At 66.3% G+C, this 13050-nt stretch carries 15 protein-coding genes; 8 read left to right on the forward strand and 7 right to left on the reverse strand.

The window, feature by feature from the left end:
• Positions 1-187: 187 nt before the first annotated feature.
• The 3 genes from C3L37_RS06300 to C3L37_RS06310 are packed head-to-tail and all read left to right on the forward strand — an operon-like array spanning position 188 to position 1672.
• On the forward strand, positions 188-706 hold the full coding sequence (locus C3L37_RS06300) for a sulfatase-like hydrolase/transferase (protein WP_129113757.1): 519 nt from the start codon (positions 188-190) through the stop codon (positions 704-706).
• Between the two features lie 33 nt (positions 707-739).
• On the forward strand, positions 740-1153 hold the full coding sequence (locus C3L37_RS06305; RefSeq protein WP_129113758.1) for a sulfatase-like hydrolase/transferase: 414 nt from the start codon (positions 740-742) through the stop codon (positions 1151-1153).
• Complete coding sequence (locus C3L37_RS06310) at positions 1154-1672, forward strand: sulfatase/phosphatase domain-containing protein (protein WP_129113759.1); 519 nt, start codon at positions 1154-1156, stop codon at positions 1670-1672.
• A gap of 72 nt (positions 1673-1744) precedes the next feature.
• Here the strand turns inward: C3L37_RS06310 and C3L37_RS24740 are convergent, their stop codons facing one another.
• The 6 genes from C3L37_RS24740 to C3L37_RS06330 form a co-directional block, all read right to left on the reverse strand.
• On the reverse strand, positions 1745-2113 hold the full coding sequence (locus C3L37_RS24740) for a hypothetical protein (protein WP_228546136.1): 369 nt from the start codon (positions 2111-2113) through the stop codon (positions 1745-1747).
• Positions 2071-2646 (reverse strand): Gfo/Idh/MocA family protein, encoded by a 576-nt coding sequence (locus C3L37_RS24745; protein ID WP_228546137.1) that lies wholly within the window; start codon positions 2644-2646, stop codon positions 2071-2073. Before C3L37_RS24745 ends, C3L37_RS24740 begins: the two co-directional genes overlap by 43 nt.
• Positions 2647-2658: 12 nt before the next feature.
• A complete protein-coding gene (locus tag C3L37_RS24750) occupies positions 2659-2802 on the reverse strand; it encodes a hypothetical protein (RefSeq protein WP_228546138.1) in 144 nt (47 codons plus the stop codon).
• A gap of 82 nt (positions 2803-2884) precedes the next feature.
• A complete protein-coding gene (locus C3L37_RS06320) occupies positions 2885-4360 on the reverse strand; it encodes an amidase (protein WP_129113760.1) in 1476 nt (491 codons plus the stop codon).
• A gap of 12 nt (positions 4361-4372) precedes the next feature.
• Complete coding sequence (locus C3L37_RS06325; RefSeq protein ID WP_129113761.1) at positions 4373-5398, reverse strand: Gfo/Idh/MocA family protein; 1026 nt, start codon at positions 5396-5398, stop codon at positions 4373-4375.
• Between the two features lie 72 nt (positions 5399-5470).
• A complete protein-coding gene (locus C3L37_RS06330) occupies positions 5471-5917 on the reverse strand; it encodes a universal stress protein (protein ID WP_129113762.1) in 447 nt (148 codons plus the stop codon).
• Positions 5918-6058: 141 nt separating this feature from the next.
• Here C3L37_RS06330 and C3L37_RS06335 point away from each other — a divergent pair, with 141 nt between their 5' ends.
• Positions 6059-6817: a ThuA domain-containing protein gene (locus C3L37_RS06335; RefSeq protein WP_129113763.1), complete on the forward strand. Its 759-nt coding sequence runs from the start codon at positions 6059-6061 to the stop codon at positions 6815-6817.
• Positions 6818-6914: 97 nt separating this feature from the next.
• Here the strand turns inward: C3L37_RS06335 and C3L37_RS06340 are convergent, their stop codons facing one another.
• A complete protein-coding gene (locus C3L37_RS06340) occupies positions 6915-8030 on the reverse strand; it encodes a Gfo/Idh/MocA family protein (RefSeq protein ID WP_129113764.1) in 1116 nt (371 codons plus the stop codon).
• 273 nt (positions 8031-8303) lie between these two features.
• On the opposite strand from C3L37_RS06340, the gene C3L37_RS06345 reads away from it, so the two are divergent.
• The 4 genes from C3L37_RS06345 (at position 8304) to C3L37_RS06360 (ending at position 13050) form a co-directional block, all read left to right on the forward strand.
• The gene (locus tag C3L37_RS06345) at positions 8304-10097 is read left to right on the forward strand and encodes a glycoside hydrolase family 97 protein (RefSeq protein ID WP_129113765.1); all 1794 of its coding nucleotides are present in this window, start codon (positions 8304-8306) and stop codon (positions 10095-10097) included.
• A gap of 125 nt (positions 10098-10222) precedes the next feature.
• On the forward strand, positions 10223-10519 hold the full coding sequence (locus tag C3L37_RS06350; RefSeq protein WP_129113766.1) for a hypothetical protein: 297 nt from the start codon (positions 10223-10225) through the stop codon (positions 10517-10519).
• 792 nt (positions 10520-11311) lie between these two features.
• On the forward strand, positions 11312-11518 hold the full coding sequence (locus tag C3L37_RS06355; RefSeq protein ID WP_129113767.1) for a DUF1450 domain-containing protein: 207 nt from the start codon (positions 11312-11314) through the stop codon (positions 11516-11518).
• Positions 11515-13050, forward strand: a complete 1536-nt coding sequence (locus C3L37_RS06360) for a sulfatase (protein ID WP_129113768.1) — start codon at positions 11515-11517, stop codon at positions 13048-13050. Before C3L37_RS06355 ends, C3L37_RS06360 begins: the two co-directional genes overlap by 4 nt.

Consider the following 13050-nt stretch of genomic DNA (forward strand, 5'->3'; position numbering starts at 1 on the left):
CGTTCGTCATGCGCCACCATCATATACGTTTGCCTCCCCGACCCGCGCCGAACGGTAACGTCTATCACCGTCGGCGCCGTCGGTGCGGCCGTCGATGAATCGGCCAAACGTCGTCTGTTTCGTCCTCGACCAGCTGCGGTACGATCACCTCGGCTACGCCGGCAATCCGACCGTCTAGACTCCGTTTATCGACGCGCTCGCCGAGCAAGGGGTCGCGCTGTCGTGCGCGTACGTCGCCAACCCGCTGTGTATGCCAGCTCGGGCAAGTCTGTTCACCGGACTCACGCCTCGGGATCACGGCGTCCGGACGAACGGCATTCCGCTCGACCCCTCGCTTCCGACGCTGCCTGGCGCGCTTCGAGACGCGGGGTACCGGACGCACGCGGTCGGGAAACTCCACCTGCACACCTACGACCTGCCGAACGGGACCGACGTCGCGGCAGAGATCGACTCAGCGGGAGACGCCGACGTTGTCGCGCCCGAGGAGTTCCCCGAGGCGCAGTCGCTGTGGAACGGTGGCCGTCACCGGGCACTGCCCGAACCGTACTACGGCCTCGAAACCGCGGACTTCACCGGCGGGCACGTGAGCTGGATCTTCGGGGAGTACCGTCAGTGGCTCGAAGGCGAGCACCCGGACGTGGCGGCGCGCTTGCGCGAGGATCACCCCGACAACGACCCTCGGCCGGCCCCGCAGACGTTCGACTGATCGCTCCCCGCAGAGCTTCACTACAACCGGTGGATTGCCGACCGCTCCCGTGAGTTCATCGACTCTGTGGGAGGTGTCGATCCGTTTTTCCTCTGGTGTTCATTCCCAGATCCGCATCACCCCTTCGCCGCGCCCGAACCGTGGGGCAGCAGGTACGACTCCGCCGACGTGACCCTCCCGACCCGACGCGAGGGAGAACTCGACGATCTGCCGCCGTTCTATCGCGAGTCCTACGCCGACACCGACACGCAGCTCAGCGGGTTCCACGGAACGAGCGATCTCTCCGACGATGAGCTTCGGGAGCAGATCGCCGCGACGTACGACATGATTAGCTTCGTCGATCGCGAGGTCGGACGCGTCCTGACCGCGCTCGACGAGGCCGGGCTTCGCGAGGGGACACTCATTGTGTTCATGTCCGATCACGGGGACATGATGGGCGACCACTGAATGCTCCGCAAGGGGCCGTTCCACTTCGAGGGGCTGCTCCGCGTGCCGATGGTGTGGGGTTGGCCGGGAGAACTACCGGCCGGTCGGCGGAGCGACGGACCCGCCAGCGCCGTCGACGTCGCGCCGACGGTACTGGACCTCTGCGACGTGCCGGTTCCGGAGGGGCGGGTGCCGCCCAAACGCAAGGCGGCGAACGAGCCGCCGGCGTGGCCGGGTCGATCGCTCCGTCCGCAGTTGACGGGCGAGGTCGACGCCGTCCGCGACGCCGTCGTTGTCGAGAACGACGAGGACTACCTCGGCCTCCGGGTCCGGACGTACGTCACCGACCGCTACAAGCTGACGGTGTACCCCGGCGAGCCGTACGGCGAGCTGTTCGATCTGCGCGAGGATCCGGACGAGCTGTACAACCGGTGGGACGACGAGCGGTACGCCGACGTCCGCCGGCGACTACGCCCGGAGTTCTTCGAGCGGTACGTGCTCTCAGAGCGGGGGCTCCCCCGGCGGTTGTGCCACGCGTAGGTCGACGCGCGCGATCGGCTCCGGGGGACGCGTCCCCGCCGCGTCGAACCGGTCGCCGAGCCGGCCGGGGCGTTAGGCGATCGCGTCGGCGCGCGCCGCGTCGAGGAAGTCGGGGACGTTCACCGGTTCGCCGTGCTCTGCGCTCTTCGGCGACGACGCGCAGTCGATCATCCTCAACTTCGACGGGTCGCCGCCGTCGAGCCACTCGACGAACTGCTCGACGAGCCAGGCGTTGCCCCACTTGTCCCGGTCGAGGAGGGGGATCTCCTCGCCCACGGGGTGGAGTCCGACCCAGTTGTCGTCGTCGGGATCGCGGTCGAACTGTTCGAGCGTCCGGTGGTCGAGGACGGTCGTCGCGTCCCGCGACTCGGCGCGGACGTACTCGTGGCCCCAGCCGTTCAGCCCGACGGCGTGCTCGTCGCCGCCTCGTTGAGCGCGCACGTTCCGTCCGCGAACGTTACGGCGGCGAGCGACTGCGCTCCGTTCCGAAAGTCGCTCCACGGGGGATTCCACGACTGGGCGTACACGGTCTCCGAGGCCGCGTCCGCGAGGTCGCAGAGAAGATCGAGGTGGTGGATCGCCCCGTCCATCAGCAGCGGATCGTCGACGTCGTACAGGCGGTCGTCCCACGCGCCTCGGGTCCGGTAGTCGCAGGTGAACCGGAACGCCAGATAGTCGAGCGGGCCGCCCGCTCCGGATCGAATCTCCCGCCTGAGCGTCATCTTGTCCCGGTCGAACCGGTGGGTCATCGTGACGCCCATTTTCCTACCGGCGCGGTCGATCTTGTCGGCGATGCAGACCGACGCCGCCATGGTGTCCGTGATCGGCTTCTCCGAGAGGACGTCCATCTCGTAATCGAGCGCCACGTCGACGACCGCCTCGTGGACGTGCGGCGGGACGACCACCGAACAGAAGTCGGCGTCGTGCTCGGCGAATGCCCGTTCGAGGTCCGCGTAGCACCGATCGTCTGGCAACCCGAGGTGATCTCACGCCGGCTCCATCGCGTCCGGGTTCACGTCAACCGCGGCGACGACGTTCACGAGTCCGTCCTCGGCGTTCGGCGGCAGATACTGCTCGCACCAGCGCGAGCCCTGGAGACCCACGCCCACCTGAATCATGTCGTACGTCATCGATTCCTTCGGATCGATAATTCCACCCTCGGACGATAAAACCCACCCCCGACGAGAAATCGGAGGCGGGGAAACCGGAGGGTTAGTCTCCCCGTTCGAAGGTGGAGGCGACGTCGAGAAGGTCCTTCTCCGCGTACCACGGACCGACCAACTGGAGGCCGACCGGGAGGCCGTCGACGTCGCCGCAGGGGACGCTGAGCGCCGGGTGACCGGTGACGTTCGCCGGCGCGAGCGCGCCGTTCGGCGGCGGCATCTCTTCGGTACCGAACGCGCCGAGTTCGGGGGCGACGGTCGGCGTCGACGGCGTTACCAGTGCGTCGTACTCGTCGAGTGACGCGTCGACGACGTCGGTGAGCGCCGCGCGGAGGTTCTGCGCCCTGACGTAGTGGTAGCCTCCGTGGTCGAACAGGAGGTGCGCGCCGAGCAGGATGACCTCCTTGGGGACGGCGCTGATGTCGTCGCTCGTGGCCCGGCGAACCCGCTCGAACCCCTTCGCGAGGCTCGGGATCCCTGCCCGCCTACGCCACAGCCCGACGTCGTTCGTGAGGTACGCGGCGGCGAACTCCGCCGGACCGATCCCCCACCATGCCGCGCCGACGTGGTCGAGTTCCGGCACTTCGATCGTCTCGATTGTCGCGCCGAGCGAGTTGAGGCGGTCGAGCGTGGCATCAAACTCTTCCACCACCGGGTCGCGGGCGAAGCCGTCGGCGTACCGATCGATCACGCCGAGTCGCGTCCCGTCGAGATTGCGTCCGAGATCGTCGACGAAGCGCTCGCGCTCCCCGCTGGCGAGCGGGTCGGCGATGACTTCCATCCCGCGAGCGGCGGTTTCCACGTCGATCGCCATCGGTCCGATCTCTTCGAGGGAGTCGCCCTGCGTGACGAACCCGCGCTTGGAGACGCGCCCGTGGGTGGGCTTTATCCCTACGACGCCGCAGTAGCTCGCCGGGATGCGGACGCTTCCTCCCGTGTCCGACCCGAGCGCGAGGTCGACGGCCCCGGCGGCGACGGCGGCACCGCTCCCGCCGGAGGAGCCGCCCGCGACCCGCTCGGCGCCGTGCGGGTTTGTCACCGGTCCGAACGCGCTGCTCTCGCTCGTCGGGCCCATGGCGAACTCGTCCAGGTTTGTCTTCCCGCGGAGACGAGCGCCGGCGTCGAGGAGGCGCTCGACGACCGCCGCGTTCGCCCCGGGGACGAACCCCTCGAATCCACGGGAGGCGTTCGTCAACTCCGCGCCGCGAACGCAGATGTTGTCCTTCACGCCGACCTCGACGCCCGAGAGGAGGCCGTCGGCACTCGGTCGGACGAGGTCAAAGCGGGAGATCCACGCGTTGTGCGGGTTCCCCCCGCTCGTCGGGCGGCGAGGTGGCGCTTCGTAGGCATCGCCGCTTCCCGAGAAGTCGCACAGCGCGTCGAGGGGTGCAGACTCCAGGTCGGCGTACGCGTCGGAGTCGGAGTAGGCGGCCGCCGACGCCGCCTCGCCCTCGGTCAACGTCATCCCGATCCGTTCTGCGAGCGCTTCCGCGTCGGCCTCCGTGAGTCGCCTGTATCTGCTCATCGTCGTCGAGCGTCAGTAGTCGAGATCGACGTCGATCCGTTCGCCGGTCCACGCGGACTCGTAGGCCGCCTCGGTCACCGCCGTCGACAGCAGGCCGTCGTGGACAGTGGCCGGCGGCTCGCCGTCGGTCTCGATGGCCTCGATGAAGGCGTCGGCCTTCGGAAGCTCCGATCCGAGGTTGAGGTTCGGCGCGTGGATATCGCCGTCGCTGTCGACGCGGCGGAACCTGCGCGGGTTCCACTCGTGTCCATCGATGAGCGTCGCCCCTGCTTCGCCCCAGAACTGGTACGCCTCACTCACGCGCGGCGCGTCCCCCGAGACGGCGATGGTCGCGACGCAGCCGTTTTCAAACTGGACCGTGAGCCCGGCCTGGATGTCGATCCGTTCGTCGTCGTCGTGGAACGTCATCTGCGCCGTCACAGACGACGGGGTTTCGTCCATCACCCACAGCACCGCGTCGACGACGTGACTCCCAGAGTCGTACAGCTGCCCGCCGCCGCTCAGGTCGGCGTTGGCCTTCCAGGATCCGCCCACCGCGTTGATCCAGTTCTGGGTGAGCTCGGCGGTCACGAACTCGGGGCTCGTCTCGCGCTCGCTCCAGTAGTCTCGGGCCGTCCGAAAGGCGGTGTCGAGGTGTCGTTGGTAGCCGAGCATCACCGTTCGGTCAGACCGTTCGACGCGACGGGCGAGATCCTTCGCGTCGTCGAGGGACGTACAGAGCGGCTTTTCACAGAGGACGTGGAGGTCATGCTCCAGCCCCGCGACGATCTGTTCGTGGTGGAGCCCGTGGGGCGTCGTTATCACCAGCCCGTCGAGATCTTCCTCGTCGAGCATCCGCTCGTAATCCTCGTACCGCGATCCCTCGGGGACGTCGAGTTCGTCCGCCGCCCCGACGAGAACGTCGGGATCGAGTTCGGTCAGTGCGCCGACGGTCGCCCGGTCGTGGCGGAGGAACTCCCGTCCCATCGCCTTGCCGAGAAACCCGGTGCCGACGATTCCCGCACGAAACGGTACGTCAGCAGAGTACGTGCTCTCCATGCTACGATTCACCACTATCGTGCGGTGTGTTAAACGTTTTCAATCGAGCAGCGAAGGAAACGTCGGCCCGTCTCACTCGGTTCGAACGACGACCGACCCGTCGAAGTTGAGGATGATCGACTGCGCGTCGTCGCCGAAGAGCGCCTTCCCCGTTGGCGACCGATTCGCGCCCGTGATGAAGACGTAATCGCAGTCGTGTTCGCGCGCCGCCGCCAGGATCTCCTCGCGTTTCTCGCCGAGCGCGCCGACGGCGGTGATCGTGACGTCCACGTCGCCGAGGAGTTCGGTGCCGACATTGGCGGCGTACTGTCTGGCACCCTCCTGGGCCGTCTCGACGCTGTACATCGACGTTCCCGACGACCCCTCGGCGAGGCGATCCTGATTCTCCCGAAACTCCTCTTCGGTCGTCACGTGTAAGATCACGACCTCGGCGTCGACGCCAGCGGCCAGTTCGCCGGCCTCGTGCACCATCTCCCTCGATCGTTCGTCCGAATCGACGACCGCTAACGCTCGTTGCATGGTCTACAGTTCAACCGTCCGTATTTATGTCTTGTTAGTGATTCGGGCGGGTTGGAGTGTCGAGCGGACAGGGGATCGTGCGGCGGGCGCGTTCGGTGATAGATACCTTTTTGCACACCCCGCGAAACCAGTTCAGACGCGATGGTTCAGGTCACCGTATGGAACGAACACCGTAGCGAGACGAAACACGAACGAGGCCGCGAACTCTATCCGGACGGTATCCACGCCGAACTCGCCGCCGTACTCGAGGCCGAGGGTCACGAGGTGCGGACGGCGACGCTGGACGAACCCGAACACGGGCTGACAGACGACGTGCTCGAAACGACGGACGTTCTGCTGTGGTGGGGACACGAGGCTCACGATGAGGTCGCGGACGACGTCGTCGAAAAGGTCAAAGCGCGGGTGCTCGACGGGATGGGTCTCCTGGCGCTGCACTCGGCCCACTACGCCAAAATATTCCGGGAGCTCATGGGCACGACCGGGTCGTTGAAGTGGCGCGACACGCGGCTGACCGACGGCGAGCGTGAACGGGTGTGGATCGTCGAGCCGGGGCACCCGATCGCCGACGGCTTGGATGAGGAGTACATCGAGATCCCGCAGGCGGAGATGTACGGTGAGCGCTTCGACGTCCCCGCGCCCGATACGCTCATCACCATCAGCTGGTTCGAGGGCGGCGAGGTGTTCCGCTCGGGATGCTGCTACCAGCGGGGGAAGGGCCGGGTGTTCTACTTCCGTCCGGGTCACGAAACGTACCCGGTCTACAAGCAGGACGAGGTTCGGACGGTCATCGCCAACGCCGTCGAGTGGGCGGCGCCCGTCGACGGGCCGGAACCGGCGTTCGCCGACCAGCGCGAACCGCTCGAAGCGATCGAGGAAGGGCTCCCTCCCGAGCACCGGTAAGCAGACGCCGTCTCGGCCGCCCCCCGCGTGCTGAACGGGAGGTCGTCCGGTCGCTCGGTGCCGACGCGAATCGACGCCGCCGGATCGCGGCGTGCACTCAATCGAGGGTCATCGGCCCTTCGACCGCGACGTCGTCCGATTTCAACCGGACGAGACGGCCGTCGTGGTCGCTCGATCGATAGATGCCCTCGATGACGCGCTGGACGACGAGCGCCTCGTCGATGGTGTTGATTCCCGGGGATTCGCCCGTCGCCACGGCGTCTAGAAAGCACCGCGCCTGCGCCTCTTTGCAGTTCCGTTCGGGGACGGCCACCGTCGAATCGACGTGGTGAGCGGTGCCGACGTCCCGGGTCTCGTACAGCGTCAGGTCGCCCGCCGCCTTGTCGAGCGTCGCGCCAGCCTCCGTTCCCCGCAGGGAGATGGTCTCCTCCCGCTCGCCGTTCGTCGCCCACGCGACGTCGAGCGAGACGGTCTGGCCGTCGGCGGTCTGCAGCATCGCCATCGCGGAGTCCTCGACGTCGAACGCGCCGGTGCCGGCGTCGTCGCCCCACATTTCGAGGTACGCGTAGTCGTCGCGGCTCCCGAACTCGGAGCGAGCGACGCCGGAGACCTGGGTCACCTCGGGGTAGCCGAGCACGTGCAGCGTCAGGTCGATGATGTGGACGCCGATGTCGACGAGCGCGCCGCCGCCGGCGATCTCGCTGGAGGTGAACCACGATCCCCGCCCGGGGACGCCCCGGCGTCGCAGGTAGTTCGTCTCGACGCGGGTCACGTCACCGAGGTGACCCTCCTCGACGTACCCCTGCAGCGCGGTCGCGGCGTTCGAAAACCGGTTGTGGAAGCCGACCATCCCGAAGGCGTCGGAGTCTTCGGCGGCCGCGGCGATTCGCTCCGCGCTGTCGAGTGTGTGCGCCAGCGGTTTCTCCAGGAGAAGGTCGACGTCCGCCTCGAAGGCGTCCACCGCGGCCGGTTCGTGAAACTTGTTCGGCGTGGTGACGATGACGGCGTCCAACCGCTCGTCGGCGTACAGGTCCTCGTGCGACGCGTAGGTGTCGATCCCCCACTTCCGCTCGTAGTGACGGCGCGCGTCCTCGACGACGTCCGCGCCGGCGACGACGTCGCCGCCCGCGTTTTCGACCAGTTCCGTGTGCCAGTGGCCCATCGAACCGAGTCCGACGATGCCGACCCGGATCTCCTCGTTACGTCGTTCCATGCTATCGGTTCACAGTTCAGTCACAGGCCCCTACGTATTACAGTTTTCGGGGGATATCCTCGACGAGTCTCTGAAGATTCCCGAGCCGCGCGACGCGAACGCGCTCGCGGCTTCACCGCTCCGTTCGCACCGGATGATTTTTCGGGTCGGGTGGGTAATCGGAGGTATGGTTCGAGAGAGCACACCGCGCGACGCGACCAGCGTCGGCGGCGTTCGAGGGACGCTCAGACGACGGATCGAGCGGCGAAAACGGGCCGGGAGTAACCCGATCGAATGACGCTCGAAAGTCCGGACGGGTCGGTCGGCGCGGAGTTCGAACTCGATAGCGATGGACGACCGACCCTCGCCGTTCGCTCCGCCGGGACGGTGGTCGTGGAACCGTCGCCTCTCGGCCTGCGGACGTTCGAAACCTCGTTCGTCAACGACCTCTCGGTCGAGAGCCGCGAGCGGCGGACGACGGAGGTGGCGTACGAGACGCCCGCTGGGAAGCGGCGACGACACCGCTTCGTGGCGAACGAGGAGACGGTGACGCTCGCCACCGCCGACGGCTCGGTCGTTCGGATCGACCTCCGGGTCTCGAACGACGGGGTCGCGTACCGCTATCGGCTCCCAGGTAGCGGGCACGTCGTCGTGACCGGCGAGGAGAGCGCGTTCCGCCTCCCCGAGGGGGCGTCGGCGTGGCTGATGCCGTTCGAGAAGAAACACGAGGAGGTCTGGCGCTCGACGTCGGCGATCGAGGCGGCCGGCCGGTACAGCTTCCCGTCGCTGTTCGAGGTAGACGGTCGATGGGTGCTGCTGACGGAGGCTGGCGTCGACGGCCGCTACGTCGCGTCGCGCGTCACCGTCGGGAAGGACGACACGAGCTTTCGGGTCCAGTTTCCGGACTCCGAGCGCCACCGGATGGCGACCGAACCCTCCCACGTGAGCACGACGCGACCGCTCGCGACGCCGTGGCGCGTCGCCGTCGTCGGCGACCTGTCGGCCGTCGTGGAGTCTAACCTCGTCGCGGACGTGGTCGACGCGCCGTCGTACGGCACCGATCCGTGTCGGATCGAGGATCGGTCGTGGATCCGGCCCGGTCGCGTCGCGTGGTCGTGGTGGTCCGACGGTGCCAGTCCAGGCGATCTCGACATCCAGCGTGCGTACGTCGAGTACGCCGGCGACCGCGGGTGGGAGTACGTTCTCGTCGACGCCGGGTGGTCTGAGGAGTGGATGCCCGATCTCGTCCACTACGCGACCGAACGCGGCGTCGACGTGCTCGTCTGGTCTCGGTGGTCGGATCTCGACACGGAGGCGAAACGGATGGCTCGTCTCCCCCGGTGGAAGTCGTGGGGCGTCGCCGGCGTGAAGGTCGATTACATGAACTCCGACAGCCAGCGGATGATGGCGTTCTACGACGACCTCGCGGCGGCGACGGCCGACCACGAACTGCTCTTAAACGTCCACGGATCGATTACTCCGAAGGGATTGCGTCGGCGCTGGCCGCACCTGCTCACGTACGAGGGCGTCTACGGCGCGGAGAACTACCACCCCGTTCCGCAGACGATCCCGCCCGAACACAACGTTATCCTCCCGTTCACCCGCAACGTGATAGGACCGATGGACTACACGCCGGTGACGTTCTCCGCGGAGACCCGCACCACCACCGTCGGTCACGAACTCGCGCTCGCGGTCGTCTTCGAGTCGGGGCTCCAGCACTTCGCGGACGACATCGAATCCTACCGGCGTCGACCGTCGGCGGAGGAGTTCCTCGAAGCCGTTCCCGCCGCCTGGGACGCGATGCGGTTCGTCGGCGGCTACCCGGGGGCGGAGGCGACGATCGCTCGTCGGAGTGGTGAGCGTTGGTTCCTCGGTTCCATCACCGCGGGCGAGGGTCGCACGGTTGAGGTTCCGTGCGAGTTCCTCGACGCGAACCGATCCTACCGCGTCGCTCTCTATCGGGACGACGAGACGGGCGAGTCGATCGCACGGGAGGAACGCGAGGTCGCGGACGACGATGCGTTCGCCGTCCTCGTGCCGGACGACGGCGGATTCGCGGCGATTCTCCGTCCCGTCGATCGGACGTGACGGCGACCCCGACGCGGTACGTCGACGACGAACCGTGACGCCGACAGTTCGCGTCGAAACGCGCGATCGATCGGGACGATCGACACGTACGTTTAACTCACCCGCGCCCAATGGGCACTGTGACAATGGCTACCAGGAACGAATCGACCGGCTCCGAATCAACCGCCCTCGACAGCGTTCGCGAGTTCGTCGACAAAAACCGGTTGCTCACGTACTTCCTCCTGATTGAGGTGAGTCTCGTCGTCACAGCGTACTGGCTCGACACGTGGACGTCGTTCACGCTGGAGGAGGGTGGGGCGGATCTCACCGACATCACGGCGGGGCTGCTCGGCGGCTGGGCGGTCGTGTTCGGTCTCCTTGGGGTCGTCGGCTTTCTGCTGATGGCCGCTTCGAGGCTCTGGATCCGGATCGACCGCCGATAGCGGGGATCGGATCGCCGGTCCACCCCGTTCGTTACTTTCTTCGAGGTAGCGATGCCTGTGGTGAAAGATCGGGACTAGAGCGACCATCGATCCGTCGCGGTGGAAGATCGCCCTCGGCCCGATCCTCCGTGACCGACGCACCGACGGTTTCGATCGACATCGCCTCCCCGGCGGCGATGTCGATCGGTCGGTTTCTCTTGTTCAACTACGTTGAACAACGATTCACCTCCGTTCGCGAACACGCAAAGGTCGGTAAGAAGCCGTCTTCGGGATTTATGCGCCTCGGTCTCGATCGCCGGGTTCATCTCGTTCGGTCGTGTCGATTCGACAGTTGATCGGTCTTATTCGCTAACTGAGAACTCACCGGGCGGTACGTGAATCGCCGCACGGAATGCATTACAAAAGTAGATTTGTAAATGTGAGGGATTCTATGAGCTTCGGTCCCGTCCCCGACTCGATCGATTGCGAGCGGCCCTCGTGTTTCGCCACCGTGTACCCGCCCGTTCGGCCACATTCTCGCAGTTGGGGGACATACACGTTCGGATTGAAACGATATTCGTTCACTAGCGACGAACGCAATACTCGGAGGCCACAGAGTAGTTTTCGACTGAAAGTCCGGGAAATTGCAGTGTCGATCGATTTTACGCCCACTTCTATTTATTGCTGCGATCATTTGAAATCAACTACGTTGAACGGTCGGGGCGAACCGCGCTAGTGAACCCGCCCGGCGAGGTACACGGATCCAGTGAGCGGACGCCCACATTCATTACGAGCGAGCGTGAACCCTCGCGCATGCCACGATACATCGAATACTGCCGCACCAACGTCGACGAGGACGCCCGGGCGTCGTTCGCAGATCTCGACACGAAGGTCGTAGAGAAGTGCTGTCTCCGGCGTTGCGGAACCTGTTATGCGGGTCCGTTTCTGATCGTCGACGGCGCGCCGCGGCGGGACGACAGTCACGCGGCGCTCGTCGGTGCCGTCGAGGGAGACGAATGAAGGTCCTGTTCGTCTCCATCGACAGCCTGAACCGGCACTTTTTGGACGCGTACGATCCGAGCGTCGATCTCGACGTCGAGACGGACAACCTCGATCGGTTCGCGGAGCGGGCGACCGTCTTCGACTCCCACTACGCGGGGAGTTTGCCGTGCATGCCCGCTCGTCGGGAGTGGCTCACCGGCACGCAGGAGTTTCTCTGGCGTCCCTGGGGTCCGATCGAACCGTTCGACACGACGGTCCCGCGGGCGCTGCGCGACGAGGAAGTGATCACGCAACTGATCACCGACCACTACCACTACTTCCAGCACGGCAGCGAGGGGTACTACGAGGACTTCAACGGATTCGAGTTCGTCCGCGGCCACGAGTACGACGCGTGGAGAACCGCGCCTCGGGATCCGTCTTCGGTGCCCGTCCACGACCAGTTGGGGTTCGAAGCGCCGGACGATCCCCTCGGCTTCGGATACCTGAACCCGGTCCAGTACCCCCGAAACGTCGAAGGATTCGAAGCGGAGTGCGACTTCTTCGCACCGAAGGTCTTTTCCGGGACGGCCGACTGGCTCTGCCGGAACGAGGCGTGGGACGAGTGGTTCTGCTACGTCGACAGCTTCGACGTCCACGAGCCGTTCCATCTACCTGAGCCGTACGCCTCGATGTACACCGACGAGGATCCCAGGAACCCGGATCTCACGTTCTGGCCGCCCTACGGGCCGACGGACCGCGGCGAGAGCGAGCTCTCCGAGCGCGAACTCGACTTCGTCGCGTCGCAGTTCGCGGGGAAGCTGACGATGGCCGATCGATGGTTCGGCCGAGTTCTCGACGTCCTCGACGATCGCGGGCTGTGGGATGAGACGATGGTCGTCGTCACATCGGATCACGGCTTTTACCTCGGCGAACACGGCTGGGTGGGCAAGCCGTTCGAAGCGCCGCTGTACGACGTGCTGGCGCACACGCCGCTTTTCGTCTGGCATCCCGACGCCGATCGAACCGGCGAGCGGATCGGCGCCCTCACTGCGGCCGTCGACCTTAACGCGACACTGCTCGACGCGTTCGGCGCGGGCGAGGCCGCCGGCCCACACGCCCGGAGCCTCTTCCCGCTGATCGACGGGGAGGTCGACGCAATTCGCGACTGGGCGTTGTACGGGTACTGGGGGTCGAGCGTCAACGTCACGGACGGAGAATACGCCTACCTCCACCCGTGCGACGACGAACGCGACAGTTACTGCCACTCGACGCGGATGATGAACCCGCACTCGTGGTTCACGCCGCCGAAGCCACAACCGGACGCGGAGTCGGGGGAGTACCTCCCGCACGCCGATGCGCCGGTCTGGCGCTATTCGGCACCCTCCTACGGCCGACACGACGAACCGCTGTTGTTCGACACCCGCGTCGACCCGTGGCAGGAAGAGAACGTTGCCGACAACTCCGAGGAAGTCGAGCGGATGCGTACGCTGTTGGTGACGGCGCTCGGCGAACTTGACGCGCCGGCCCGCCAGTACGACCGACTGACGCTGCCCGCGGCGGGGAGCGGGTGA

Origin of the sequence: Halegenticoccus tardaugens, from assembly GCF_004116405.1 — an archaeon.
In the GTDB taxonomy this organism is placed as follows: Archaea; Halobacteriota; Halobacteria; order Halobacteriales; family Haloferacaceae; genus Halegenticoccus; species Halegenticoccus tardaugens.

Coding starts and splice junctions, on each gene's coding strand:
- C3L37_RS06330 (WP_129113762.1), bottom strand. CDS start 5,917: ATGCAACGAGCGTTAGCGGTCGTCGATTCGGACGAACGATCGAGGGAG.
- C3L37_RS06325 (WP_129113761.1), bottom strand. CDS start 5,398: ATGGAGAGCACGTACTCTGCTGACGTACCGTTTCGTGCGGGAATCGTC.
- C3L37_RS06340 (WP_129113764.1), bottom strand. CDS start 8,030: ATGGAACGACGTAACGAGGAGATCCGGGTCGGCATCGTCGGACTCGGT.
- C3L37_RS24750 (WP_228546138.1), bottom strand. CDS start 2,802: ATGACGTACGACATGATTCAGGTGGGCGTGGGTCTCCAGGGCTCGCGC.
- C3L37_RS06350 (WP_129113766.1), top strand. CDS start 10,223: ATGGCTACCAGGAACGAATCGACCGGCTCCGAATCAACCGCCCTCGAC.
- C3L37_RS06360 (WP_129113768.1), top strand. CDS start 11,515: ATGAAGGTCCTGTTCGTCTCCATCGACAGCCTGAACCGGCACTTTTTG.
- C3L37_RS06310 (WP_129113759.1), top strand. CDS start 1,154: ATGCTCCGCAAGGGGCCGTTCCACTTCGAGGGGCTGCTCCGCGTGCCG.
- C3L37_RS06335 (WP_129113763.1), top strand. CDS start 6,059: ATGGTTCAGGTCACCGTATGGAACGAACACCGTAGCGAGACGAAACAC.
- C3L37_RS06320 (WP_129113760.1), bottom strand. CDS start 4,360: ATGAGCAGATACAGGCGACTCACGGAGGCCGACGCGGAAGCGCTCGCA.
- C3L37_RS06355 (WP_129113767.1), top strand. CDS start 11,312: ATGCCACGATACATCGAATACTGCCGCACCAACGTCGACGAGGACGCC.
- C3L37_RS06345 (WP_129113765.1), top strand. CDS start 8,304: ATGACGCTCGAAAGTCCGGACGGGTCGGTCGGCGCGGAGTTCGAACTC.